The organism is Intrasporangium sp. Soil_C_50 (assembly GCF_057656595.1).
The window spans coordinates 210,049-234,553 of the sequence record NZ_JBDGKB010000001.1; the positions used below are offsets into that span (position 1 = coordinate 210,049).

The window sequence follows — 24,505 nt, forward strand, 5'->3', positions numbered from 1 at the left end:
ACGGCCGCGAGGACGAAGAGACCGGAGACGGCCCGGACCACGCGCTGACGCACCCGGACGTCGTGCTCGAATGCCCTGCACCGCAATGCGATGGCGTCCGTGATGGAGGCGAACTGCGTGCTCGGCGAGCCGCGCTCCACGACGTGGGCGCGGTGCGCGTCGGCGAGCGCCGCAGCCGCCGTCGGGTCGGCCGGGTCGCCGCACTCGAGGGCGCGCACCGAGCGGCCCCTGGTGGGGACGCTGGACCGCTCGAGCTCGCGGCGCACGTCCATGCCTGCCCACCCCGAGCGAAGAGCGCGCGGCCACGGGGGCCTGCGCGCGCCACGACCTCGGGATAGGGCGTCGGCAGGTCGACGCGGTCCGTGACGTCCGTGTACGAGTAGTCCACGCGCACCTCCCCCGTCGCGCCCGAACCCCACGTGGTCGGCGGCACGAGGCTAGGGGGCGATGCCCTCCTCAGGCCCCAGATCGCCGAAATCCGGGGGCACGACGCCCGGTACGCCCCACTCGACCATCTGCTGCTCGGCGGCGAGGCTGCCGCGCGTGCCGGGCGGGTCGGTCACCCCGAAGCCCATGTCGTCACGGTCGGGCCCGAAGGCCGCCCACCCGCTCTCGAACCCCAGCGGTAGGTGCCCGCGTGCTCCCGCCGCCTGCTGCGACCGGGCGTCGTCCGGCCCCTTTCCGAGCGACCGCCAGACGCGCGCCTCCGACGAGACCACGTCGAGGTCGGTCCACTCCCGCGCCTCGGCGGCCGAGAACCCGGCCGCCACCCAACGCACCCGGCGCGACGGCTCGATGCCGGCGTCGTCGAAGGACCGGGCCTCCTCCGGCGTCACCGTCGGGTCAGCGAGCACCAGCTCGCGCGCCTCCCGGGCGCCGAACCCGGCTTCCCGCCACCGCAGGGCACGCGGCAGGTCGACGGCCTCCCACGCGGCGATGTCCTCCGCGGTGAGACCGGCCACCAGCCAACGAGCGACCTCGTCGGGCTGACGCTCCCGCATCACGGTCGCCAGCCGGCCGACCGGGGCATCTGCCGGTAGGCCGACCCGACGCCATTCGACCGTGTGGCGCACGACGTCCGCGCCCGCTCTGTCGCCCATGGAGGTCACCTCGCACCACGTTGCGGCCTGCCCGACCGTCAGACCCGCGCCACCCTGGTCCAGCGGTGTCGTGAGGCGTTCGACGTCGTCCGGGCCCAGCCGCAGCGCGACCCACCGGTCCACGTCCGGACCCGGGGCATCGCGGCCACGCCAGGCGCGCGCGGCCGCGGCCTCGGGCCGGGTCCACCTGGCCCAGGCCTGCTCCTCGGTGCCCGACAGGACCCGGCGAGCGGCCTCCACCATCCCGCTCGGCTCCCAGCCCAGCTCGTCGTCGTCGCGCACCTGGCGCAGCAGCAGGAGCAGGCTCGCGACGCGAAGGTCGGGCCACGGGGACCGAAGCAGCCACAGCCGGCCGCGGGGCGGTACCGGCAGGCCGAGCGACCTCGCGGAGCGGGCCAGCTGCCAGTGCTCGTGGTCGGCGCTCTCCCGGGCGGGCTCGACGAAGAAGTCCTCGCCGCCGTAGGAGACGAACGCGACGCGCGGCAGGCGGTCGGGTACCCAGGTCCGGTGCTCGGGCGGCCACACGGCCGGCAGCAGAGCCACCTCACTGCCCTCCTGCCCGGTCGGAAGGGGGTGCCACCCGGCTGCCACGAGCGGCGCCACCTCCGGCAGCTCCGCGGCTCCAGGAACGCTCGACCGGTCGCCCCCGGCCACGACGAGCTGCTCACCCGTGTCGAAGCCCGCCACCATGCGGGCGAAGGAGTCCGGCAGCGGTGACAGGTCGGCCTCGGCGACGGCGGGTGGGTCGTCGCGACCCCAGGGGTCCCCCGGCCCGTCGAGCGCCGCCTCGCTCATGTGGGAGTCGGGGCGTCGTCCGCTGCGTCGTCCGCCGGATCGCCCGACGCGTCAGGCGTGTCGCGGACGTCCGCTATCTGTTCCTCGGGGCGCGGCGGGACGTTCTGGTCGTCCTCGAGCACCTCGAGCTCGTGGTCGGGCTGCACGCTCATCGATGCCTCCTCGTCGCTCCCAGCCTAGGCCCGCAGAGGGCGTTCCACATGCTGGTCGGCGTTCCTGAATGATGAGACCGCCATCCCGTACGGCCCGGTCTGTCCCCCACCCGGGACGCTGTTTGTCGTGCTCGTCCCCGGTGTTCGCCCGTTCGTCCGCCCACTCCGTGCCCTGGCGGGACGCTGGACAGATGCCCTGGAGACGCCGGGGCACTGAGGAGCAAGGGCCATGAAGAAACTCATCTCATGGATCGCCGCCCTGGTGGTGGCGTTGACGGTGGCGGTCGCGCCACCGACGTCGTGGGCGTCGCAGCGCACGACGCACCACACGGACCACTCCACGACCCCGCACCTGCTGGTCTCCGGTCTGCGCGGGGCCTTCGGGAGCGCCATCGGGCCCGACGGTGCTCTCTACGTCGCGGAAGGAGCGGCCGGACGGATCAGCCGCATCGACCGCCACACCGGGGCCCGCACGACGTTCGCGAGCGGCCTGCCGAATCAGAAGAACCCTCCGGGGATCGGTGGCGTCATGGACGTCGCCTTCCTCGACGGGAAGGCGTACGCCCTCGTCGCCCTCGTAGGCCCCGAGACCGGCGGAACGGCGGTCGACGGGATCTACCGCATCGACGGCCGGCACCACTCCACCGTCGTCGCCGACATCGGCGCGTGGTCACGCAGCCACCCGCCCAAGACCGACTTCTTCATCCCGTCCGGAGTGCAGTTCGCGATGCTGCCCTACCGCGGCGCGTTCCTCGTCACCGACGGCCACCACAACCGGGTCCTGCAGGTGACGCTCTGCGGCGCCATCAGGGAGGTCGAGACCCTTCCCGACGTCGTGCCGACCGGCCTGACGTCACGAGGCGGACGCGTCTTCCTGGCGCTCGCCGGGCCGACGCCGCACCTGCCGGCGGACGGCCGGGTCGTCAGCTTCGGCAAGCACTTCGGGCCGCCTCGCCAGGTGGCGTCGGGGGCACGCCTGGCCGTGGACGTGAAGTTCGGGCCCGGTTCACGGCTGTACGTGCTCAGCCAGGGCTACTTCGTGCCCGGGCACCCGGCCGGCTCACCTGCCGAGCCCAACACCGGCGCGCTGATGCGTGTCACCCACGACGGGTCGATGACGGCCGTCGCCACCGGCCTGAACCGGCCGGTGTCCTTCCAGGTCGTCGGGCACACGGCCTACGTCGTGACGCTCGGCAATGAGGTCTGGACGATCCGCCTCTGAGCCACACCGCCGGTGCGGTCGGTTCGCCGACGACCGCACCGGTCACCCGACGCGTCGGCCCGCGTCAGGACCCGTCAGAAGCCGAGGCGCTGCAGCTGCTTCGGGTCGCGCTGCCAGTCCTTGGCCACCTTGACGTGCAGGTCGAGGAAGACCTTCTGCCCGAGCAGCGCCTCGATCCCCTTGCGGGCGTTGGTGCCGACCTCGCGCAGTCGCGAGCCGCCCCGACCGATGACGATCGCCTTCTGGCTCGGCCGCTCGACGAAGACGTTGACCCGGACGTCGAGCAGGGGCTTGTCCGCGGGGCGGTCCTCGCGCGGCACCATCTCCTCGACGACGACGGCCAGCGAGTGCGGCAGCTCGTCGCGGACGCCCTCGAGCGCGGCCTCGCGGACGAGCTCGGCGATCATGACCGCCTCCGGCTCGTCGGTGAGGACGCCGTCGGGGTAGAGCTGGGGCGAGACCGGCAGGTAGGACGCCAGGAGGTCGCGCACCTGCTCGACCTGCTCGCCCGACACCGCCGAGCACGGGATGATCGCGTCCCACTCCCCCAGCCGGTCGATGGCGATGAGGTGCTCGGCGAGGCGGTCGCGGTCGACGGCGTCGGCCTTGGTCGCGATGGCCACCACCGGCCGTCGCCGCACCGAGCGCAGCTCGGTCAGCTCGTTCGCGATGAACGCGTCACCCGGGCCCGGACGCTGGTCGGCCGGGAGGCAGAAGCCGATGACGTCGACCTCGAGCAGCGTCTCGCGGACGAGGTCGTTGAGCCGCTCGCCGAGCAGCGTGCGCGGCTTGTGCAGCCCCGGGGTGTCGACGAGGATCAGCTGCGCCGCAGGCGTCGTGGCAACACCCCGGATCGTGTGCCTGGTGGTCTGCGGCTTCGAGCTCGTGATGGCGACCTTCTGCCCGACGAGGGCGTTGGTCAGCGTCGACTTACCGGCGTTGGGCCGGCCCACGAGACAGGCGAACCCGGCCCGGTAGGGCTTCTCGCCGCCCGTGCTGCCAGGGCCGCTGCCGGTGCCGTCGTCAGTGCCCGCTCGCGTGGCCATGGGCCTCCTCCGTCTCGCTCGTCTCGGCGCCAGTGTCCTCCACCTGCGCCCGGTGCACGATGACCGACGCGACGCGGTGGCGGCGTCCGGCCATCCGCTCGGCCGTCAGCTCGAGGCCCGCGATGCTGCCGGTCGAGCCGACGATCGGGACGCGTCCGATGACCTTGGTCAGCAGTCCGCCGACGGTGTCGACGTCGTCCTCGTCGATCGTCACGTCGAACAGCTCGGCGAGGTCGTCGATGTCCATCGACGCCGGTACGCGCAGCGTGCCGTCCTCGAGCTGCTCGACGCCGGGCGCCTCGCGGTCGTGCTCGTCGGCGATCTCGCCGACGATCTCCTCGATGATGTCCTCGATCGTCACGAGGCCCGCTGTGCCGCCGTACTCGTCGACGACGATCGCGAAGTGGTTCTGCTCCTGCTGCATCTCGCGCAGCAGGTCGTCGACCGGCTTGCTCTCGGGCACGAAGTGCATGGGGCGCATCACCTCGGTCGCGAGGTGCTTGGCATCCTCCGGGGCGGCCGTGAGACGCCTCGCGACGTCCTTGAAGTAGAGCAGGCCACGCACGTCGTCGCTGTCCTCGCCGACGACGGGGATGCGTGAGAAGCCCGAGCGCAGGAACAGCGACATGGCGCTGCGCAGCGTCTTGTCGGCGTCGAGGGTCACCATGTCGGTGCGCGGCACCATGACCTCGCGCGCCACGGTGTCGCCGAGCTCGAAGACCGAGTGGATCATCTCCCGCTCGTCCTCCTCGATGACGTCGGACTCACCGGCGATGTCGACGAGGTCGCGCAGCTCGGACTCGGTCTGGAACGGCCCGTCGGAGTAGCCCTTGCCGGGGGTCACGGCGTTGCCGAGCACGACGAGCAGCTTGGCCACCGGGCCGAGCACACGCCGCAGGCCGACCGCGAACGGGGCGCTCCAGAGCGCGACGGTGTCGTAGTTCTGCCGGCCGAGAGTGCGCGGCGACACCCCGACGACGACGAACGACACTACGGCCATGATCGCGATGCTGATGAGCGCCCGCCCCCACGTCGAGGCGACCGCACCGGCGACGGCCAGCGTCACGAGGACGGCGGTGGTGGCCTCGGCGACGACGCGCAGGAACGCGATGACGGCGAGGTAGGCCGGCGAGTCGGCGACGACCGTGAGCAGCGACTTGGCACCGGAGCGGCCCTCGTCCCAGAGCTCTTGGGCGCGTACCCGCGACATGCGGAAGATGGCGGCCTCGGAGGCGGACAGGACGAAGGCGGCGACGATGCTGATGAGCGCCGGGAGGACGAGCTGGGGTAGCACGCTGGCCTCAGGCGCCGGGGCGGTTGCGCGTCGCGAGGAACGTCAGCAGCAGCTGGCGCTGCAGCTCGAACATCTCGCGCTCCTCGTCCGGCTCGGCGTGGTCGTAGCCGAGCAGGTGCAGGATGCCGTGCGTCGTCAGCAGGAGCATCTCCTCGATGGGGGCGTGCCCCGCCTCGACCGCCTGCTTCGTGGCCACGGACGGGCACAGGACGATGTCGCCCAACGTGCCCTCCTCGGGCTCCTGGCCCTCGCGGCCCGGACGCAGCTCGTCCATCGGGAAGCTCATGACGTCCGTCGGCCCGGGCAGGTCCATCCACTGCACGTGGAGGACCTCCATGGCCGGCTCGTCGACGAGCTTGATGCAGAGGTCGGCCTGCGGGTGCACGCGCATCTGCTCCATGACGTACTTCGCGCACGCCAGCAGCTCGAGCTCGTCGACGTCGGCGCCGGTCTCGTTGAGGACGTCGATGCTCACGCGCCGGCCTCCCGGGCGTCGCCGGCCTGCTCCGGCCCGGCGCTGCGCTCGGTCTCCCGCGGGCGCTCGCGTCCGCGATCGCGCGGGTCCCGACGGTCGCGACGGTCGTCCCGACGCGTGTCGCGGCGCTGGGCGGCCCGGCGCTCCTGCCGCGAGGAGCTGCGGTCGTAGGCGTCCACGATGGCGCTGACGAGGCGGTGGCGCACGACGTCGTGCGAGGTCAGCTCGGCGAAGTGGATGTCCTCGACGCCGTCGAGGATGTCGCGCACGACCATGAGCCCCGAGTGGGTGCCACCGGGCAGGTCGACCTGGGTGATGTCGCCGGTGACGACCATCTTGCTGCCGAACCCGAGACGCGTCAGGAACATCTTCATCTGCTCGCTCGAGGTGTTCTGGGCCTCGTCGAGGATGATGAACGCGTCGTTGAGCGAGCGGCCGCGCATGTAGGCCAGCGGCGCGACCTCGATGGTGCCCGACGCCATGAGCTTGGGGATCGTCTCGGGCGAGACCATGTCGTGCAGGGCGTCGTAGAGCGGGCGCAGGTACGGGTCGATCTTGTCGTTGAGGGTGCCGGGCAGGAAGCCGAGCCGCTCGCCCGCCTCGACGGCCGGACGCGTCAGGATGATCCGGTTGACCTGCTTGGCCTGCAGCGCCGCGACGGCCTTGGCCATCGCCAGGTAGGTCTTGCCCGTGCCGGCGGGGCCGATGCCGAAGACGATCGTGTGCTCGTCGATGGCGTCGACGTAGCGCTTCTGGTTGAGGGTCTTCGGACGGATCGTGCGGCCGCGGTTGCTGATGATGTTCATCGTCAGGACGTCCGCGGGGCGCTCCTTGGTCTGGCTGCGCAGCATCGCGATCGAGCGCTCGACGGCGTCACGGTTCAGCGGCTGCCCGGTGGCGACGATGGTGAGCAGCTCGTCGAGGAGCCCGTCGATGATGTCGAGCTCCCCGGCCGGGCCGGAGAAGGTCATGGCGTTGCCGCGCACGTGCGTGTCGACGAGCGGGAACTGGCGCTCCATGGTGCGCAGCAGCTCGTCGCGAGGGCCGAGGAGGGCGACCATCTCGACCGGCGGTGGGATCTCCCGGGTCAGGACGGGTCCGCTCGTGGTCCTCGGGGCGCTGGTGGCGCTCGCACCGGCCGGGCCGGTGGGCTCGACGCCGTGGGAGGCGTCGGGGCTGTCGGAAGTGTCGGGACTGTCGGGCTCGTGGCCGCGTGGCGATGGGTCGTTCATCTCGCCCACGAGTCTACGTGGGCGAGCCGGAGGACCTCACCACGAATTCCGCGAGGTCCTTGCTCTGCTGCAGGCGGGAGGGCTCGTGGACGTACATCATGTGTCCGGCCTCGTAGTACGCGTGCTCGACGTCGGCGGCGACGCGCTCCGGCGGCAGCTGCAGGTGCGCGATGACGTCCTCGGCGGCGAAGTGGGGCGTCGCACCGTCGTAGTAGCCGTAGGCGACGTGCACCCGCAGGTGCGGGTTCTGGCGCATCGCCCGCTCGAGCAGCGGCGATACGTCGACGGGCCGGCCCTCGAACTCCTTGTAGCTCCAAGGGTTCACGAGCCGGCTGATCTGCTCGTAGTGCAGGTCGCTCTCGTAGCCGAGCTCGTCGCGCACGTAGTGGTTCCAGACGGCGGCGTACGGGCCGGCGATGGCGTCGTGGGAGGGGTCGGCGTCCATGTTCTCGGCGTAGGCCGCGGCCGCGGGGCCGGTGAACCGGGCGTCGAGACGACCCACCGAGAGCCGCTGGTCGCGCAGCAGCTCGGTGAAGTAGCGCCAGTGCTCGATGCGCAGGTCGGCACGGTCGACGTAGTCCTCGCTCAGGCCGGAGAGCCGCGCGAGCGTCGCGACCGCGTCCGCCCGCTCACGGCGGGTCAGGCGCGAGCCGCGGGCCAGCACCCACGGGTAGTCGCGCGACGCGTGCGCCTCGGCCTCCTCGACGACGGCGCGCAGCGACCGGCGTCCGTGCTTGCCGTGGTAGTGCGCGACGGCGGCGTACGTCGGCAGGTAGAGCGCGTGGGCGCGGTCGTTGCGCTGGTTCTCGAAGTCGATCGAGCCGAGGTCGAGGACGCTCGAGATGAGGATGATGCCGTTGAGGTACATGCCGTACCGGCCCTGGAGGTGCTCGGCGAGCGCCGCTCCGCGAAGGGTGCCGTACGACTCCCCCGCCACGAACTTCGGCGACATCCACCGCTTGTTCCGCGAGGTCCAGAGCCGGATCAGCTCGCCGACGGACTCGATGTCCTTGCGGTAGCCGTGGTACTCGCCCGGCTTGCCGCCCTCGACGGCCCGGGAGTAGCCGGTCGACATCGGGTCGATGAAGACGAGGTCGCTCACGGTGAGCAGCGACTCGGGGTTGTCGACGAGGTCGTACGGCGGCGGGGCCAGCTCGCCGACGTCGCCCATGACGACCCGGCGCGGGCCGAGCAGGCCGAGGTGCAGCCAGACGCTCGAGCTGCCGGGGCCGCCGTTGAAGGCGAAGGTGACCGGACGCGTCCGGGGGTCGGCGTCATCGAGGGTGTACGTCGTCATCGACAGCTCGGCGCGCGGCGTGTGGCCACCGAACGTGCCGTCCTTGTGGTCCTCCTCGCGCAGGACGACGCGGCCGGTGGTCGCCGTGTAGCGCAGCCGGCGCCGCCCGACGCGCAGCGTGTGGTGGGTCGTGACCAGGTCGTCCGTGGGAGGCGCCGGTCGGCTGCCCTCGCCCGACGCGTCAGCACCCGAGGCGCCCGAGGCGCTCGACGTGCGCGAGGTGCCGGACGCGACCGCGCCGGTGCTGGTCGACGGGAGACCGGCGTCGGCCTCGCCCTCGTCGGTGGCCGGGGCCGGTCGCTGGTCGCTCACACCATGCCCTTCTCGGTGAAGGCGGCGCCGCCGAGCACGTGGACGTGCGCGTGGAAGATCGTCTGGCCCGCGCTGCTCCCGGTGTTGACGATGAGGCGGTGGGCATCGCCGACACCCTCGGCGTCGGCGACCTGCTGGGCGAGCCGGAAGACGTCGGTGAGGTCCTCGCCGGCGGCGGTGGCGAGGGCCCCGACTGTCGGCTCGTGGCGGCGCGGCACGACGAGGACGTGCACCGGCGCGGCCGGGCTGATGTCGCGGAAGGCGATGGAGCGCTCGGTCTCGGCCACCCGGTCGGAGGGGATGTCGCCGGCGACGATCTTGCAGAACAGGCAGTCACCCGAGGTGTGCGAGGTCATGGATGCACCCTAGGTGTGTCAACCCGGACGTGCACCTGTGCGTCTCCTGTCCGTGAGAACGTTGCGTATGCCGTCGGACCGGGTGGACCGCCCGGCCGGGCGTCCCGACCCCGGAGGCCCCAGCGGCGCCGGAGGCCCGGACCGCCCCGCCGGGCCCGCGCCGCTGCGCCCGTCCCCGCACCACGCCGCCCACCGCGAGCTGCCGGTCGACCCCGACGTCGCCGTCACCGAGCTCTACCACGCGCACTGGGACCGCCTCGTGCGCCTCGGCTGGCTGCTCCTGCGCGACCAGGCCGCCGCCGAGGACGTCGTGCAGGACGCGTTCGTGGCCACGCACCGGCAGTGGTCCTCGATCCGCGACTCGGGCCGTGTCGTCGCCTACCTGCAGACCGCGGTCGTCAACGGCTGCCGCTCGGTGCAGCGGCACGCGGTCGTCGTCGACCGGCACACCGCCCGTGAGGCAGCCGCCGCAGACGCGCCCGGACGCGACGCCGTCGGCAGCGCCGAGGCGCACGCGATGCACGCCGTGGGCCGCGACGCCATGGTCGACGCGCTGCGCGACCTTCCCGAACGACAGCGCGAGGTCCTCGTGCTCCGCTACTACGCCGACCTCTCCGAGGCGCAGATCGCCCGGACCCTCGACATCTCCGCCGGCGCCGTCAAGACGCACGCCCACCGCGGGCTGAGCGCACTGCGCCGCACCATCGACCGCACGGAGCCCTCATGAACACCGACCCGAACCGACGCCCCGAGGGCACCGACGACCCGGTCGCCATCGGAGCAGCCCTGCGACCCGTCGAGGACCGCCTGCGCCGAGGCCTCGCCGACGACGCCGCCGCCATCGACCCGAGCGACCGCCTTGGGGTCATCCTCACCGAGGCCCGCAGCGGACCGGCCGGCACCGGGGGGCCCGGCTCCGGCGGCCCCACCGGTCCCGGCGGACGGCCGCACCGGTGGCTCGTGCCCGTGGCCGCGGCCGCCGCGGCGGTCCTCGTCGCGGGTGGCGTGTGGGCCGCGACCCGCGGCAGCAGCCCGACGCCGCCGGTGGCCGGTCAGCCGACCAGTGCGGTCGTGCCGACGAGCGCCCCGTCGGCGAGCAGCGCGCCGTCCGCGTCGGGGCCCTCGACCGTCACGACCCAGACCGCGCAGGGCCCGTCGTCGCCGCCCGTTCCGCCGGCCACCACCAGCGCCAGCGTGCCCGTCTACTACGTCGGCCCTCTCTCCACCGCCTCGTCGGGCCCGTCCGACCTGCGGCTGTTCCGGGAGTTCGTCCGTACCTCCGTCGCGTCGCCCGGCGGGCCCGAGGCGCGGGCGCTCGCCGCGCTGAGGCTCGCTATGGGCCGCGTTCCCACGTCGTCGAGGTACGCGTCGCCGTGGCTCGGCGTGACCCCGGTGTCCGTGACGCTCGACGGCTCGGGCCGCATCGTCGTCACACTCTCCGGGGGCCTGCCGAGCGGAGCGGCGGCGTCGGCCGACCTCGCCGTGCAGCAGCTCGTCTGGACGGCCCAGGCCGGCGTCGGCCAGGGCACGAAGCCGGTCGTACTCGTCGTCAAGGGCGGCGGGGACGTCGCGCCGGGCATGTCCTCGGGCCAGGCGCACCAGCGTCCGCAGGACGCCATGGGGGTCTACGGCGTCCTGTCCCCACTGTGGATCGACCAGCCCGCACGCGGGAGCACGGTGAAGGCCGGACAGGCGATCACCGTCAAGGGCGTCGCGAGCACCTTCGAGGCCAACGTCGAGTGGCAGCTGTTCGATGCACGGTCGGACCTCCTCGCCACGGGCAGCACGACGGCCACCGTGGCCGCGCCGGGGCGGGGGGCGTACGCGTTCCAGCTCAAGGCGCTCCCGCCGGGTGACTACGGCGTGGTCGTGCTCGAGTCGAGCCCCAAGGACGGGTCGACCGACGCCGAGCAGGTCGTCCCCTTCACCGTCCGCTGACGCCCACCCCCCGTTGGGTCAGCGCCAGCGGGAGCGGGCGAGCAGGACGGCGAGCGCCGCCGGCCCGGCCGATGAGGACCGCAGGATCGTCGCGCCGAGGCGCACGGGCCGGGCGCCGGCCTCGACGAGCGCGTCGAGCTCCCGGCCGCTGATGCCGCCCTCGGGCCCGACGACGACGAGCACGTCGCCGTGGTTCGGCAGGTCGACGGTGGCGAGCGGTTCGGTGGCGTCCTCGTGGAGCACGAGCGTCAGGGCACTGTCACCGACGCGGGTGGCGAGCGCCGTGAGGCCGACGTGCTCGGCCGTGACGGGCGTGCGCGCCCGGCGCGACTGCTTCGTCGCCCGGGTGACGACGGCGGCCCACTTGGCGAGCGACTTGGCGGCGCGATCCCCGCGCCACACGACGACCGACCGCTCGGCCTGCCACGGCACGACCTCGTCGACGCCGAGCTCGGTGGCCGCCTCGATCGCCTGCTCGTCGCGGTCGCCCTTGGCGAGGGCCTGGACGAGGACGAGGCGCGGCGCCGGCTCCGGCTCGTCGCTCACCTCGACCACCGTGCCGGCCACCTCCGCCCGGTCGACGTGCGTCGCCTCGAGCAGGACGCGTCGGCCCTGCCCGTCGGCGACGTAGCAGCGCTCGCCGACGCGCAGCCGCACGACGGTGGCGGCGTGCCGGCCCTCGTCCCCGCCGAGGACGAGCGTCGAGCCGACGACGGCGCGGGCGACGGCGTCGGGGTCGCCGAGGAAGAGCTGGTGGGTCACGGCGCCATCCTGCCGCAGCGGGACGGCGCCGCGCCGCCGGTCACTTCTCCTTGAACGCGTCGCGGAGCTTGCCGAAGAGGCCCTTGTTCGCCGGGGCGAGCCGCCCCTCGGGGCGCTCCTCGCCGCGCAGCGCGGCGAACTGGCGCAGCAGCTCCTGCTGCTCGTCGGTCAGCTTGGTCGGGGTCTGCACCGTGGCGTGCACGAGCAGGTCGCCGCGTCCGCCGTGGCGCAGGTGCGTGACCCCGAGCCCACGCAGCGTCAGCACGTCGCCGCTCTGCGTGCCCGCCTTGATCTCGAGGTCCTGCATGCCGTCGAAGGTCGACAGCTTGATCGTCGTGCCGAGCGCGGCCGCGGCCATCGGCAGCTCGACGCTCGCGTGGAGGTCGTCGCCGCGTCGGGTGTAGACGTCGTGGTTGACGACGCGGATCTCGACGTAGAGGTCGGCGCGCGGGCCGTTGCCGGGACCGACCTCGCCCTCGCCGGTCAGCTGGATGCGCGTGCCGGTGTCGACGCCGGCCGGCACCTTGAGCGTCAGGCTGCGGCGGGTGCGCACGCGGCCGTCGCCGGAGCAGTCGTGGCACGGGTCGGTGAGCGTCGCGCCGAAGCCCTGGCAGTTGACACAGGGGCGCGAGGTCATGACCTGGCCGAGGAAGCTGCGCTGCACCTGCTGGATCTCTCCGGCGCCCTTGCAGATCGGGCAGGTCTGTCGACCCGTGCCCGGCTCGGCGCCGTCGCCGCCGCAGCGGCCGCAGCCGATCGCGGTGTCGAGGGTCAGCTCCTCCTCGGAGCCGAAGACGGCCTTGGACAGGTCGATGTCGAGACGCACGAGCGCGTCCTGGCCGCGCTGGACCCGAGGCCGCGGGCCGCGGGCACCAGTCGCGCCGGCGCCGAAGAAGGCGTCCATGACGTCGCTGAACGAGAACCCGGCACCAGCACCGAAGCCGGCGCCACCACCACTGGCGAACGGGTCGGACCCGGTGTCGAACTGGCGGCGCTTCTGCGGGTCGGAGAGGACGTCGTAGGCCTGCGAGACCCGCTTGAACTCCTCCTCGGCCTCGGGACCTGGGTTGACGTCGGGGTGCAGCCGGCGCGCGAGCTTGCGGTACGCCTTCTTGATCTCCTCCTGGCTCGCGTCGCGGGAGACTCCGAGGACGGCGTAGTAGTCGTTCAAGCGGGTGTTCCTTCGGTTCCGTGGGTGCGGTCGTCGGGTCGTCGTGCAGTGGTCGGTGCCGGGCCGGTCGGGGCCCCGCGTCCGGGCGTGGGTCAGGTGGCGCGGTTGTCGTCGAGGATCTCGGACACGTAGCGCGCCACGGCCCGCACCGACGCCATGGTCGTCGGGTAGTCCATGCGGGTGGGGCCGAGGACGCCGAGGCTCGCGATGCGCTCGGTGCCCGACCCGTAGCCCATCGACACGAGGGAGGTGGTCTGCAGGCCCGACACGGGGTTCTCCGAGCCGATGCGCACCGAGACCAGCTCGGGGTCGTCGCCCAGCTGGCCGAGGAGGCGCAGCAGCGTGACGTGCTCCTCGAGCGCCTCGAGGATCGGGCCGATGGCGCGGCCGAAGTCGGTGCCGGCCCGGGCGAGGTTGGCCTGGCCGGCGAGGACGACGCGCTCCTCGCGCTCCTCGACGAGCAGGTCGGTGAGCGCCGAGACGATGGCCTCGGTGGCGGCGCGGTCGGCGTCCGGGGCGTCCTCGGCGAGGCGACGCAGCCGGGTGGCCGCGACGGTGAACGGCACCCCCGCCGACACCTCGTTGATGCGCGCTCGCAGGCCGGACACGAAGGCCTCGCCGTCGGTGTCGGCGAGGACGCGCCCGGTTTCGACGACGCGCTGCTCGACGCGTCCGGTGTTGACGATGAGGACGGCCATGGCATGCGTGGCGCCGACCGGCACGAGCTCGACATGGCGGATGGTCGAGCGCGTCAGCGACGGATACTGGACGACCGCCACCTGACGCGTCAGGCCGGCGAGGAGACGCACGGTGCGGTCGACGACGTCGTCGAGGTCGACGGCGCCCTCGAGGAACTGGGTGATGGCACGCCGCTCGCCCGCCCCGAGGGGCTTGACGCCGCTCAGGCGGTCGACGAAGAGGCGGTAGCCGGCGTCGGTGGGCACGCGGCCGGCCGAGGTGTGCGGCGCGTGGATCAGGCCCTCCTCCTCGAGCTGGGCCATGTCGTTGCGCACGGTGGCGGCGCTGACGCCGAGGTGGTGGCGCTCGACGAGCGCCTTGCTGCCGACGGGCTCGGATGTCTGCACGTAGTCCTGGACGATCGCCTGCAGCACCATGAGCCGGCGTTCCTCGCTCATGCGAACCTCCTTGCGTCTCGTCCCGTGCCGTCCCGGGTGCCGTCGTCGACGGGTGCGCCGACCCCAGGACCTTGGCACTCTCGGCGTACGAGTGCCAATTCTACGTCGAGTCGGCGTCCTCGCCGAAACCCGATCCCACGGTATGCCGCCCGGCGCGGCGCGCCGAACGGCGTCAAGGCCCCGGAGCGCCTAGCCTCGGACGCCGTGAGCCCCCTCCCCCCGATCGACCGATACGGCTCCGACGTCCTCGGCGGCGACTGGCGCGCCCCGCGGAACGGACGCTCCACCCCGCTGGCCGCCGAGCCCGACCTCGTCGTCGAGGAGGTGGAGACCGGCTGGGTCGGCGCCGTCGTGCGCGTCGAGAAGGCCGGCGGCATGCACGTCGTGCACCTCGAGGACCGCCACGGCCGCACCAAGGGCTTCCCGCTCGGTCCCGGCTTCCTCGTCGACGGCCGCCCCGTCACGCTGACGCCACCGACCGCCTCCGCAGGTGCAGCCCTGGCGGACGCGCGTCGCGCCGCCTCGCGCACGGCGAGCGGCTCGGTGGCCGTGCAGGGCGCCCGCGCCCGGGTGGCGAGCGGCTCGCGGATCTACGTCGAGGGCCGCCACGACGCCGAGCTCGTCGAGAAGGTGTGGGGCGACGACCTGCGCGTCGAGGGCGTCGTCGTGGAGATGATGGACGGCGTCGACGACCTCGCCGCGATCATCGCGGAGTTCCAGCCGGGCCCGGGCCGCCGGCTCGGCGTGCTCGTCGACCACCTCGTGCCCGGCACGAAGGAGGCCCGGATCGTCGAGCAGGCCCGGTCGCTGCCCGGCATCGCCCGGCACGTCAAGGTGCTCGGCCACCCCTACGTCGACGTGTGGCAGTCGGTCCGCCCGGAGCGCCTCGGCTGGCAGCAGTGGCCCGTCATCCCACGCGGCACGTCGTGGAAGCACGGCATCTGCGCCGAGCTCGGCTGGGCGCACGGCACCCAGGCCGACATCGCCAACGCCTGGAAGCGCATCTTGGGCACGGTGCGCAGCTACGCCGACCTCGAGCCCACCCTCCTGGCCAGCGTCGAGGAGCTCATCGACTTCGTCACCGAGCCGGGCGCCTGAGGCGGCTCACCAGCGCACGTAGCCCTGGACGTCGACCTTGAGGTAGGCGGCCGCGGAGGTCTTGACCCGCACCGAGCCGTCGAGCCCGACCGGCACGAGGACGGTGTTCGTGACGGTACGCCCGGACGCGAACTTGACCGTGGCGTAAGGGGTTTCGCTCGACCCGCTCGGGTAGGCGGTGACGTAGCCGGCCGCGGTCGGCGACACGACGGTCACGGTCAGGACGGCCGCTCGGACGCCGTTCGCGGGCACCCCGGCCTTGCCGACGACGGGCGCGAGGGGCGCCTGTCCCGCGGCGACGCGTCCGGCCGGGTATCCGAGGCCGGTCTGGCTGTCGAGGATGCGCGTCGGGCCCAGCGCCAGCTGGTCGGCGCCGGCGGGCAGCCAGCCGACGACGTCGACGAGCACGTCGGTCTGCGCCGTCGAGTGGATCGTCACGGCGCCGCCGGTCCCGAGGCGGGACTCGACGAGGCCGGTGGCCGGGTTGGCCGTCTCGTAGCGCACCTGCGGGGCGGCCGGGCGCGCAGCGCCCGTCGGCCAGGTGGTGAGGAAGCCGCCGGCAGACGGCGTCGACGCCGAGACGTCGAGGAGCACGGCACCGACCCCGGTGGCCGGGATGCCGGCCTTGCCCGCAAGGGGCAGCGTCAGCGTGCCGCCGGCGGCGAGGCGTGCCTTCGGCGTACCGACCCCGGTGCGGGTGTCGAGGACACGGGCCGGCGCAGCCCCGGACACGTAGCCCCCGGTCGGTGACCAGCCGACGAGGTCCGCGGACAGGTCGGTGGTCGCCGAGGTGTAGAGCCGCACCTTGCCGTCGGTGCCGACGCGGCTGAGCACGAGCGTCGTCGTGACGCCTCCTGCGGCGAACGACAGGGCCCGCGAGCCGGGCTGGGTCGTGCCGTTGGCGTGGGCGGTGACGTAGCCGGCGGCGGCCGGCGCGGTGGCGTTGACGTTGAGCAGGACGGTGTCGACGCCGCTGGCGGGTACGCCGGCCCGCCCGGTGACCTGCACGGTGACGGCCTTGCCGGCCTGCACCTTGGCTACGGGGGCCCCGACGCCGGTCTTGGTGTCGAGAAGCCGGGCCGGGGCGGCCACCTGCCAGGCGCGGGTGTCGGTCGCGACGGTCGGGCCCTGGTCCTTGAGGTGGATGAAGCCCTTGGGCCAGCGCCCGCCGGTGAGCGTCACACGGCGCCAACGGAAGTCGCCGCCCCAGTTGTCCTCCGAGACGATGATGTCGGAGGCCGAGAGCACCTGCTCGACGTAGGCCACGTGCCCGGTCGACGAGTAGCTGGTGTCCCACCAGGCGATCGACCCGACGGCCGGGCTCGTGTTCGTCTGGGCCGGGAACGACGGTCCCCAGTTCGAGGCGTTGCCGCTCAGGCTCGTCGGTTTGGTGTTCGGCAGGCCGTTCTGCACGAGCCGGTAGGCGACGTAGGCGGTGCAGTTGTGGCCCGTCGACTGACGCCACCAGCTGGCGGACGCGTTGGCCTGGTAGCCGGCGTCGGGGTAGCCCGCGGCGTTGCACGCGTCATAGCCGGTGCAGAGCACGATCCACTCGGCCGCGCGGGCCGGCGCGGCGACGCCGAGGCTCGTCAGCGTGGTGGCGAGGGCCGCGACGAGGACCGCCATGCGTCGACGCCAGGGATGCAGGGGTCGCGTCGTCGCCGCCACTGGGTCTCCCGTCCTCGCTGTTCGCTGGACGCAATCTAGGACGTAGCGCTCATCCCGTCCCAGGAATCCCAGAAATCCCACGCGACACGCGTGGTGGCTTGCGCGCGTTTCACGGCATCGCGTGCTAGCCGGGGGCCCGGCTCAGCCGCTGCGGTGACGACGCCCGCGGGCCACGACACGGTCGATGACGCGCTGCTTGAAGGGCGTGAAGGGCGGGCGCACGACGGCGGTCGTGTCGGGCGTCGTCGGCGTCTCGAGCACCGCCTTGGCGTGCGAGAACAGCTCGACCGAGCGCTCGCCGTGGTAGGCACCCGACCCGCTCGGGCCGACTCCACCGAAGGGCAGCCCGTGCACCGCCATGTGCGCGAGCGGCAGGTTGACGCCGAGGGCACCCGACGACGTGTCGCGCACGAAGCGCCGGCGCACGTCGGCGTTACCGGTGAACACGTAGAGGGCCAGCGGCTTGTCACGACCGGTGATGACCTCGATCGCCTCCTCGACGCCGGACACCTCGACGAGGGGCAGCACGGGCCCGAAGATCTCGTCCTGCATGACGGGGTCCTCGAGCGACACGCGGTCGAGGACCGTCGGGGCCAGGTAGCGCGTCGCCGCGTCAGCCTGCCCGCCGACGACGACCTTCTCGGCGTCGACGAGGGCGGCCAGCCGCTCGAAGTGGCGGTCGTTGACGATGCGGCCGTACTCCCCCGACGCCTGGGGATCGGCTCCGTAGGACTCCCGGATCGCGTCGGCGAGGTGCGGCACGAGGCCGTCGAGCGTGGCGCGCGTGCCGAGCACGTAGTCGGGAGCCACACACGTCTGTCCCGCGTTGGTGAACTTGCCCCAGACGATCCGACGGGCCGCGACGGCGAGGTCGGCGTCCTCGTGCACGTACGTCGGTGACTTGCCGCCGAGCTCGAGCGTCACGGGCGTCAGGTGCTGGGCCGCCGCCTGGAGCACGACACGTCCGACGACCCCGTTGCCGGTGTAGAACACGTGGTCGAAGTGCTCGGCGAGCAGGGCCGTCGTCTCAGGCACGCCGCCCTCGACGACGCGCACGGCCGACGCGTCGAGGTGCAGCGGCACGAGCCGGGCCACGACGCGTGAGGTTGCCGGCGCCACCTCGCTCGGCTTGAGGACGGCCGCGTTGCCTGCGGCGAGGACACCGACGAGGGGCGCGAGGAGCAGCTGCACCGGGTAGTTCCAGGGGGCGATGACGAGGACGACGCCGAGCGGCTCGCGCACGACGCGCGCGCGACCGGGCACGAGCGACAGCGGCACCGGCACGCGGCGGTGACGCAGCCACGAGCGCAGGTGGCGCAGCGTGTGGTCGATCTCCTCGACGACGAAGCCCAGCTCGGTCACCCACGCCTCGGTGCCGCTCTTGCCGAGGTCCTCGTCCAGGGCGGCGGCCAGCTCGTCCTCGTTGTCGACGATGAGCGAGCGGAGGGCCTTGAGCTGCTCGACGCGCCACGCGTACGGCTTGGTCCGCCCGCTGCGGAACGTCGCCCGCACCGACTCGACGAGGGCCGGGACGTCGACGGCCACCGACGCGTCGGGTGCGCCCGACGCGCCGGTGGCGGGGGCGGCCGCCGTCCCGGACTGGGGCGTGGCGCGGTTCGTGGGCGCGGTCTGCGTCATGGGTCCATCCTCGTCGGTCGTCGGCGACCTGTCGTGGCGCCCGGCGGGCGGTCCGGGCTGGTCAGGCAGCGAGCAGCCGGTGCACGACGGTGTCGGCGAGCAGTCTGCCGCGGCGGGTCAGCACGACCCGACCTCGGGAGACGGCCGCGACGCCGTCGAGGAGCCCGTCGGCGACGAGCCCGGCCACGGCGGCACGTCCCGATCCTCGCAGGTCCCCGACCGGCAGTCCCTCGACCAGGCGTGTGCCGAGGAGCACACGCTCGTCGTAGCGCTGCTCGTCGTCGAGGAGCTCGCGTGCCGCGGCGGGCGACTGCCCCGCGGCCAGGCGCTGGGCGTAGGCGCTCGGGTGCTTGACGTTCCACCACCGCACGCCGCCGACGTGGCTGTGGGCCCCCGGGCCGATGCCCCACCAGTTCGTGCCGGCCCAGTAGGCGATGTTGTGGCGGCAGCGGTGCCGCTCGTCGCGGGCCCAGTTGCTCACCTCGTACCAGCCGAACCCGGCGGCCGTGAGCAGCTGGTCGGCCAGCTCGTACTTGTCGGCCTCGTCGTCGTCCTGGGGCGCGGGCACGAGGCCACGGCGCACCTGGGCGGCCAGGCGGGTGCCCTCCTCGACGACGAGGGCGTAGGCCGACACATGGTCCGGCTCGAGGGCGATCGCCGTCTCGAGGCTGGTGCGCCAGTCGGCGAGCGACTCCCCCGGCGTGCCGTAGATGAGGTCGACGCTGACCTGCAGGCCGGCGGCGCGGGCCCCCGCCACGGCACGGGCGACGTTCTCGGGGTCGTGGGTGCGGTCGAGGGTGTGGAGCACGTGCGGCACCGCCGACTGCATGCCGACCGACACCCGCGTGAACCCGCCGGCGGCGAGCTCGGCGAGCGACTCGGGTGTCACGGAGTCGGGGTTGGCCTCGGTGGTCACCTCGGCCCCGGCAGCCAGGCCGAAGCGCTCGCGGATGCCGCCCAGCACACGCACGAGGTCGCCGCTGCGCAGCATCGTCGGGGTGCCCCCGCCGACGAACACCGTCGACACCGGCGGCGCGTCGGGCCCGAGCACACCTGCGGCGAGGTCGAGCTCGCGCAGGGCGGCGTCGGCGTAGGTGTCGAGGCCGATGGTGGCACCGGGGCCGCCGAGCTCGGTCAGCGTGTAGGTGTTGAAGTCGCAGTAGCCGCAGCGCACGGAGCAGAACGGCACGTGGACGTACATCCCGAGGTCGGTCGAGGGGAGGTCGGTGAGGGCGGACGCCGGCAGCTCGCCGGTCGGCGGCGCGGGGTCGCCGTCAGGCAGGGCGGAGGGCGGCACGCGGCAATTCTCGCACCGGCGACGGTTCCCGCCGAACCGGCACGGACCTACGCTCGCATCATGGAGCGACGCGTGGTCGCCTCCCTCGCCGTCGCGCTGGCCCTGGGCGCGGGATCGTGCACCTCCGACCCGGCCGCGTCGCCCGTCGGGGATCGTTCGGTTGCGGCCCTCAGCCGACCGGCAACCTCCGGCCCCTGCACCCCGCCACCTCCTGCGCCGACGACGTGGGCCTCGTTCGACGCGGCGCCCGACCCCGCGTCGGTGCGCGGTCGGACGGTGACCGCGACGATTCGCACGACGTGCGGCAGTCTCGAGGTGGCGCTCGACGGCGCAGCGGCCCCCCGCGGCGTCGCATCCTTCGTCCAGCTCGCCCGGTCGGGCTGGTGGCGCGACAGCGTCTGCCACCGGCTCACCTCCTACCTGTCGCCGCTGCGGTTCCTGCAGTGCGGCGACCCGACCGGTCACGACGTCGGCGACCCTGGCTACGACGTGCCACTCGAGAACGTGCCCGCCGACGGGCACTACGTCCGCGGCATGCTGGCGGGGGCTCGGGGCGGCCATCTGCGTCGCGGGTCCGGGCAGTTCCTCGTCGTGTACGCCGACTTCACCGTGCCGGCGGGAGACCCGCGCTACCCGGTGCTCGGCCGCGTGACGGGGGGGCTCGAGGCCATCGACGCCGTGGCCGCACATGGCGGCGAGGACACCCGTCCGGACGGCCCACCGTTCCGCTCGGTGAGCGTGCTCGAGGTGGTCGTCCACCCGTCATGAGGTGCCCGCCGCACGGTTCGACGAATGCGGTCGATCGGAATCGCCCTGCGTGCCAAGGATTCTGCGACAGGGACACGCATCGTCACGGGCGCCGGCTCCCACGGTGGATTCGGCTCGACATCAAGGTCTTTGACGTCGCGCGGGTCGGCGGAACCGGCTCGTCGTACGACAAGAGCCGTCGCGTAGGGTCGAAGACGTGTACCGGCCGAACTGGATCGAGATCGACGGCGTCGTCAACATGCGCGACCTCGGCGGACTGCCGACGTCCGACGGCGGCACGGTCCGCCCGCATCGGCTGATCCGGTCGGACAACCTCCAGGACCTTCCCGTGGCGTCTGTCCGCCACCTCGTCGACGTCGTCGGCGTGCGCGACGTCGTCGACCTGCGCACCCACGTCGAGGTGGCCAAGGAGGGCGACGGCCCCCTCCTCGCCGAGCCCGCCGTCCGCTACCACCACCTGACGATGTATCGCGAGGACACCTCGGAGTCCGGCATCCCCGCCGCGGAGCGCGCCCTGCCCTGGGAGACCGACGAGCGTCGGGCCCGTGACGCGGCCGAGCGTGCCCGTGCGACGTCCGCTGCGGCGTCGGCCGGACCTGACTCCGTCCAGGATGCGGAGGCCGAGGAGGAGCGTCGCCGCAGCCACGACACCTTCTGGTCCGAGCACTACCTGTCCTACCTCGCCCAGCGTCCCGACTCCGTCGTCGCGGCGCTGCGTGCGGTCGCCGCGAGCGAGGGCGCCTCGATCGTCCACTGCGCGGCGGGCAAGGACCGCACCGGCACCGTCGTGGGCCTGGCCCTCACGGTCGTCGGGGTGCCGGCCGACCTCGTCGTCGCCGACTTCGCCGCGTCGGCCGAACGGGTCGCGGCCATCATGGCCCGGCTGCGCGCCAAGCCGGCGTACGCCGACAACCTGCGCGACAAGACGGTGGCCCAGCAGTCGCCGACGACCGACACGATGCGCCTGCTGCTCGGCACGCTCGAGGCCCGCTACGGCGGCGCGCTCGGCTGGCTCGACACCCAGGGGTGGACCGACGCCGACACGGAGCGCCTGCGCGCCAAGCTCCTCGGGGACGCGGGCTGACCCGGTCCTCCTCTCCCTTTCCGGTTCGACGCATCTCGCGGTCACCGGTGACCGTGAGACACCTCGAACCCGGGCGTGCGGAGGTCAGCGAGGGGTCACGTGGAGGTGGATGACGCCCTCGACCGTGACGGCGCCGTCGGCCCGCGTCGCGGTGACCTGCACGGGCACGTCGGTGCGGCCGTCCTGCCAGGCCGCCGGATCGGTCTCGGCCGTGCACGTCAGGTCGGTCGTCGACTTCGCGACATAGCGCACCTCCATCCCCTTGGGGATCCACCGGTGCGTCGTCGGGATGCTCGCCTCCGCGAGCAGCCCCATGGCCGCCTCGAGCCCGTTGCACGCCGCGATGGCGTGCACGGTGCCGATGTGGTTGTGGACGCGTCGGCGCTTCGGCACGACGACCACGGCGCGGTTGGGCGCGACCGACACGACCCGTGGTCGGACGCTGCGGAAGTACGGCGCGGCCGTCGTGAAGGCGCGGGCGAAGACCCAGCGCCCGAACGGACGTGGCTCGAGGCGTCGGTACAGGGCGTAGACGTCGGGCATGCCCGCGATGCTACCCGCCGGTAACCAGGACGCTCGGGAACGGTGCCCCACCTCACGGCGAGGCAGCGCGCGTCACTTCTTCTTGTCGCCCTTGTCGCCGTCGCTCGAGAGGGCTGCCACGAAGGCCTCCTGCGGCACCTCGACCCGACCGACCATCTTCATCCGCTTCTTGCCCTCCTTCTGCTTCTCGAGCAGCTTGCGCTTGCGGCTGATGTCGCCGCCGTAGCACTTGGCGAGCACGTCCTTGCGGATCGCGCGGATGTTCTCGCGGGCGATGATGCGCGAGCCGATGGCGGCCTGGATCGGCACCTCGAACTGCTGGCGCGGGATGAGGTCCTTGAGCTTGCCGGCCATCATGACGCCGTACGCGTACGCCTTGTCCTTGTGGACGATCGCGCTGAACGCGTCGACCGACTCCCCCTGCAGCAGGATCTGCACCTTGACGAGGTCGGCCACCTGGTCGCCGTCGGGCTCGTAGTCGAGCGAGGCGTAGCCACGCGTGCGCGACTTCAGCTGGTCGAAGAAGTCGAAGACGATCTCGGCGAGCGGCAGCGTGTAGCGCATCTCGACGCGGTCCTCGGACAGGTAGTCCATGCCGCGCAGGTTGCCGCGCTTCTGCTGGCACAGCTCCATGATCGCGCCGACGAACTCGCTCGGGGCGAGCACCGTCGCACGCACGATGGGCTCGCTCACCTCGGAGATCTTGCCCTCGGGGAACTCGCTCGGGTTGGTGACGTGGATCTGCTTGCCGTCGTCCATCATCACGTCGTAGACGACGTTCGGCTGGGTCGAGATGAGGTCGAGGTTGAACTCGCGTTCGAGTCGCTCGCGGACGATCTCGAGGTGCAGCAGGCCGAGGAAGCCGCACCGGAAGCCGAAGCCGAGCGCGGCCGAGGTCTCCGGCTCGTAGACCAGGGCGGCGTCGTTGAGCTTGAGCTTGTCGAGGGCCTCGCGCAGGTCGGGGTAGTCGGAGCCGTCGATCGGGTAGAGGCCCGAGAAGACCATCGGCTTCGGGTCGCGGTAGCCGCCGAGGTCCTTGCCGGCCGGCTTGCTCGCGTTGGTGACGGTGTCGCCGACGCGCGACTGGCGCACGTCCTTGACGCCGGTGATGAGGTAGCCCACCTCGCCGACGCCGAGCCCCTTGGAGGGCACCGGCTCGGGGCTGATGACGCCGATCTCGAGCAGCTCGTGGGTGGCTTTCGTCGACATCATGACGATGCGCTCGCGCGGGTTGAGGTTGCCGTCGACGACGCGTACGTAGGTGACGACGCCGCGGTAGGTGTCGTAGACCGAGTCGAAGATCATGGCGCGGGCCGGGGCGTTCGCGTCGCCCTGGGGTGCCGGCAGCTGCGCGACGATCTGGTCGAGCAGAGGCTCGACGCCCTCGCCGGTCTTGCCCGACACCCTGAGGCAGTCCTCGGGCTCGCCACCGATGAGCTTGGCCAGCTCCTCGGCGTACTTCTCGGGCTGGGCCGCCGGCAGGTCGATCTTGTTGAGGACCGGGATGATCGTGAGGTCGTTCTCCATCGCGAGGTAGAGGTTCGCGAGGGTCTGGGCCTCGATGCCCTGGGCGGCGTCGACGAGGAGCACGGCACCCTCGCACGCGGCCAGCGACCGCGACACCTCGTAGGTGAAGTCGACGTGGCCCGGCGTGTCGATCATGTTGAGCGCGTAGGTGGTGCCGTCGACCTCCCACGGCATGCGCACGGCCTGGCTCTTGATCGTGATGCCGCGCTCGCGCTCGATGTCCATGCGGTCGAGGTACTGCGCCCGCATGGCGCGGGCGTCGACGACCCCGGTCAGCTGGAGCATCCGGTCGGCCAGGGTCGACTTGCCGTGGTCGATGTGCGCGATGATGCAGAAGTTGCGGATCAGGTCCGGCGGCGTTGCGTTGGGAGCCAACGCGGAGCGGGCCATGGGCGACACGGTGGGGCGAACCTCGCGGTGTGGGGCGGCGGGTGGACGGTCGTGCGCGGCCGGAGCCGGCATCGTCCCATCCTCCCACGTCCGAGGCGCCCTCCGTGCACGGCCCGAACCGGCCACGTGTCCGAGGCCCCGCAGCCGCCCCCATCCGCGGCACGATGTCGAGACGCGTCGTGCCCGGTCGACGCGGTCGTGTGG

The 24,505-nt window shown here is 72.9% G+C and carries 22 protein-coding genes; 6 read left to right on the forward strand and 16 right to left on the reverse strand.

Translation table 11 applies throughout. The features are described 5' to 3' along the window. Positions 1-437 precede the first annotated feature (437 nt). Together AC3A5R_RS01040 and AC3A5R_RS01045 are read right to left on the reverse strand one after the other, a co-directional pair. A complete protein-coding gene (locus AC3A5R_RS01040; RefSeq protein WP_487618931.1) occupies positions 438-1,895 on the reverse strand; it encodes a DUF5956 family protein in 1,458 nt (485 codons plus the stop codon). Next, positions 1,892-2,047 (reverse strand): hypothetical protein, encoded by a 156-nt coding sequence (locus AC3A5R_RS01045; protein ID WP_487618932.1) that lies wholly within the window; start codon positions 2,045-2,047, stop codon positions 1,892-1,894. The genes AC3A5R_RS01040 and AC3A5R_RS01045 overlap by 4 nt, the downstream gene beginning before the upstream one ends. 229 nt (positions 2,048-2,276) lie before the next feature. Between AC3A5R_RS01045 and AC3A5R_RS01050 the strand changes: the two genes are divergently transcribed. Beyond that, entirely contained in the window at positions 2,277-3,269 is a 993-nt protein-coding gene (locus tag AC3A5R_RS01050; RefSeq protein ID WP_487618933.1) for a ScyD/ScyE family protein, read from the forward strand. Positions 3,270-3,343: 74 nt separating this feature from the next. On the opposite strand, the gene era is transcribed toward AC3A5R_RS01050, so the two are convergent. From era to AC3A5R_RS01080, 6 genes are read right to left on the reverse strand one after another with little or no spacing between them, the layout of a single operon-like run. Continuing rightward, the gene (gene era / locus AC3A5R_RS01055; RefSeq protein WP_487618934.1) at positions 3,344-4,315 is read right to left on the reverse strand and encodes a GTPase Era; all 972 of its coding nucleotides are present in this window, start codon (positions 4,313-4,315) and stop codon (positions 3,344-3,346) included. After that, on the reverse strand, positions 4,293-5,609 hold the full coding sequence (locus AC3A5R_RS01060) for a hemolysin family protein (protein ID WP_487618935.1): 1,317 nt from the start codon (positions 5,607-5,609) through the stop codon (positions 4,293-4,295). Before AC3A5R_RS01060 ends, era begins: the two co-directional genes overlap by 23 nt. Positions 5,610-5,616: 7 nt before the next feature. Then, complete coding sequence (ybeY, locus tag AC3A5R_RS01065; RefSeq protein WP_487618936.1) at positions 5,617-6,084, reverse strand: rRNA maturation RNase YbeY; 468 nt, start codon at positions 6,082-6,084, stop codon at positions 5,617-5,619. Next, a complete protein-coding gene (locus AC3A5R_RS01070) occupies positions 6,081-7,316 on the reverse strand; it encodes a PhoH family protein (RefSeq protein ID WP_487618937.1) in 1,236 nt (411 codons plus the stop codon). Before AC3A5R_RS01070 ends, ybeY begins: the two co-directional genes overlap by 4 nt. Positions 7,317-7,329: 13 nt before the next feature. Continuing rightward, positions 7,330-8,925, reverse strand: a complete 1,596-nt coding sequence (locus AC3A5R_RS01075; protein WP_487618938.1) for a S10 family peptidase — start codon at positions 8,923-8,925, stop codon at positions 7,330-7,332. Further along, a complete protein-coding gene (locus AC3A5R_RS01080) occupies positions 8,922-9,281 on the reverse strand; it encodes an HIT domain-containing protein (protein ID WP_487618939.1) in 360 nt (119 codons plus the stop codon). The genes AC3A5R_RS01075 and AC3A5R_RS01080 overlap by 4 nt, the downstream gene beginning before the upstream one ends. 67 nt (positions 9,282-9,348) lie before the next feature. Between AC3A5R_RS01080 and AC3A5R_RS01085 the strand changes: the two genes are divergently transcribed. After that, positions 9,349-10,008: a SigE family RNA polymerase sigma factor gene (locus tag AC3A5R_RS01085; RefSeq protein ID WP_487618940.1), complete on the forward strand. Its 660-nt coding sequence runs from the start codon at positions 9,349-9,351 to the stop codon at positions 10,006-10,008. Beyond that, complete coding sequence (locus tag AC3A5R_RS01090; protein ID WP_487618941.1) at positions 10,005-11,219, forward strand: Gmad2 immunoglobulin-like domain-containing protein; 1,215 nt, start codon at positions 10,005-10,007, stop codon at positions 11,217-11,219. The genes AC3A5R_RS01085 and AC3A5R_RS01090 overlap by 4 nt, the downstream gene beginning before the upstream one ends. Positions 11,220-11,237: 18 nt before the next feature. On the opposite strand, the gene AC3A5R_RS01095 is transcribed toward AC3A5R_RS01090, so the two are convergent. The 3 genes from AC3A5R_RS01095 to hrcA all read right to left on the reverse strand — a co-directional run bounded on the left by AC3A5R_RS01095 (position 11,238) and on the right by hrcA (position 14,288). Then, entirely contained in the window at positions 11,238-11,981 is a 744-nt protein-coding gene (locus tag AC3A5R_RS01095) for a 16S rRNA (uracil(1498)-N(3))-methyltransferase (RefSeq protein WP_487618942.1), read from the reverse strand. Between the two features lie 40 nt (positions 11,982-12,021). Beyond that, the gene (dnaJ, locus tag AC3A5R_RS01100) at positions 12,022-13,152 is read right to left on the reverse strand and encodes a molecular chaperone DnaJ (protein ID WP_487618943.1); all 1,131 of its coding nucleotides are present in this window, start codon (positions 13,150-13,152) and stop codon (positions 12,022-12,024) included. A 92-nt stretch (positions 13,153-13,244) separates the two neighbouring features. Continuing rightward, positions 13,245-14,288 (reverse strand): heat-inducible transcriptional repressor HrcA, encoded by a 1,044-nt coding sequence (gene hrcA / locus AC3A5R_RS01105; RefSeq protein WP_487618944.1) that lies wholly within the window; start codon positions 14,286-14,288, stop codon positions 13,245-13,247. Between the two features lie 204 nt (positions 14,289-14,492). Here hrcA and AC3A5R_RS01110 point away from each other — a divergent pair, with 204 nt between their 5' ends. Next, the gene (locus AC3A5R_RS01110; protein WP_487618945.1) at positions 14,493-15,386 is read left to right on the forward strand and encodes a DUF3097 domain-containing protein; all 894 of its coding nucleotides are present in this window, start codon (positions 14,493-14,495) and stop codon (positions 15,384-15,386) included. Positions 15,387-15,392: 6 nt separating this feature from the next. Here the strand turns inward: AC3A5R_RS01110 and AC3A5R_RS01115 are convergent, their stop codons facing one another. The 3 genes from AC3A5R_RS01115 to hemW all read right to left on the reverse strand — a co-directional run bounded on the left by AC3A5R_RS01115 (position 15,393) and on the right by hemW (position 19,989). After that, the gene (locus tag AC3A5R_RS01115; RefSeq protein WP_487618946.1) at positions 15,393-17,012 is read right to left on the reverse strand and encodes a CHAP domain-containing protein; all 1,620 of its coding nucleotides are present in this window, start codon (positions 17,010-17,012) and stop codon (positions 15,393-15,395) included. Between the two features lie 183 nt (positions 17,013-17,195). Next, positions 17,196-18,692, reverse strand: a complete 1,497-nt coding sequence (locus tag AC3A5R_RS01120) for an aldehyde dehydrogenase family protein (protein WP_487618947.1) — start codon at positions 18,690-18,692, stop codon at positions 17,196-17,198. 61 nt (positions 18,693-18,753) lie between these two features. Continuing rightward, positions 18,754-19,989, reverse strand: a complete 1,236-nt coding sequence (gene hemW, locus AC3A5R_RS01125) for a radical SAM family heme chaperone HemW (protein WP_487618948.1) — start codon at positions 19,987-19,989, stop codon at positions 18,754-18,756. Between the two features lie 60 nt (positions 19,990-20,049). Between hemW and AC3A5R_RS01130 the strand changes: the two genes are divergently transcribed. Then, entirely contained in the window at positions 20,050-20,757 is a 708-nt protein-coding gene (locus AC3A5R_RS01130) for a peptidylprolyl isomerase (RefSeq protein WP_487618949.1), read from the forward strand. Between the two features lie 196 nt (positions 20,758-20,953). After that, positions 20,954-21,841, forward strand: coding sequence for a tyrosine-protein phosphatase (locus tag AC3A5R_RS01135; protein WP_487618950.1), 888 nt, complete (start codon positions 20,954-20,956; stop codon positions 21,839-21,841). An 84-nt stretch (positions 21,842-21,925) separates the two neighbouring features. Here the strand turns inward: AC3A5R_RS01135 and AC3A5R_RS01140 are convergent, their stop codons facing one another. Then, positions 21,926-22,384 carry a hotdog fold domain-containing protein gene (locus tag AC3A5R_RS01140; protein WP_487618951.1) on the reverse strand — a complete coding sequence of 153 codons (459 nt, stop codon included), beginning with the start codon at positions 22,382-22,384 and terminating at the stop codon, positions 21,926-21,928. A gap of 72 nt (positions 22,385-22,456) precedes the next feature. Next, the gene (gene lepA / locus AC3A5R_RS01145; protein WP_487618952.1) at positions 22,457-24,301 is read right to left on the reverse strand and encodes a translation elongation factor 4; all 1,845 of its coding nucleotides are present in this window, start codon (positions 24,299-24,301) and stop codon (positions 22,457-22,459) included. Positions 24,302-24,505: the final 204 nt, after the last annotated feature.

Bases quoted from the DNA above. Each gene is read 5' to 3' on its own strand.
- AC3A5R_RS01040 (WP_487618931.1), bottom strand. From the start codon at position 1,895: ATGAGCGAGGCGGCGCTCGACGGGCCGGGGGACCCCTGGGGTCGCGAC.
- AC3A5R_RS01045 (WP_487618932.1), bottom strand. From the start codon at position 2,047: ATGAGCGTGCAGCCCGACCACGAGCTCGAGGTGCTCGAGGACGACCAG.
- AC3A5R_RS01050 (WP_487618933.1), top strand. From the start codon at position 2,277: ATGAAGAAACTCATCTCATGGATCGCCGCCCTGGTGGTGGCGTTGACG.
- era (WP_487618934.1), bottom strand. From the start codon at position 4,315: ATGGCCACGCGAGCGGGCACTGACGACGGCACCGGCAGCGGCCCTGGC.
- AC3A5R_RS01070 (WP_487618937.1), bottom strand. From the start codon at position 7,316: ATGAACGACCCATCGCCACGCGGCCACGAGCCCGACAGTCCCGACACT.
- AC3A5R_RS01080 (WP_487618939.1), bottom strand. From the start codon at position 9,281: ATGACCTCGCACACCTCGGGTGACTGCCTGTTCTGCAAGATCGTCGCC.
- AC3A5R_RS01085 (WP_487618940.1), top strand. From the start codon at position 9,349: ATGCCGTCGGACCGGGTGGACCGCCCGGCCGGGCGTCCCGACCCCGGA.
- AC3A5R_RS01090 (WP_487618941.1), top strand. From the start codon at position 10,005: ATGAACACCGACCCGAACCGACGCCCCGAGGGCACCGACGACCCGGTC.
- hrcA (WP_487618944.1), bottom strand. From the start codon at position 14,288: ATGAGCGAGGAACGCCGGCTCATGGTGCTGCAGGCGATCGTCCAGGAC.
- AC3A5R_RS01115 (WP_487618946.1), bottom strand. From the start codon at position 17,012: ATGGCGGTCCTCGTCGCGGCCCTCGCCACCACGCTGACGAGCCTCGGC.
- AC3A5R_RS01120 (WP_487618947.1), bottom strand. From the start codon at position 18,692: ATGACGCAGACCGCGCCCACGAACCGCGCCACGCCCCAGTCCGGGACG.
- AC3A5R_RS01130 (WP_487618949.1), top strand. From the start codon at position 20,050: ATGGAGCGACGCGTGGTCGCCTCCCTCGCCGTCGCGCTGGCCCTGGGC.
- AC3A5R_RS01140 (WP_487618951.1), bottom strand. From the start codon at position 22,384: ATGCCCGACGTCTACGCCCTGTACCGACGCCTCGAGCCACGTCCGTTC.
- lepA (WP_487618952.1), bottom strand. From the start codon at position 24,301: ATGGCCCGCTCCGCGTTGGCTCCCAACGCAACGCCGCCGGACCTGATC.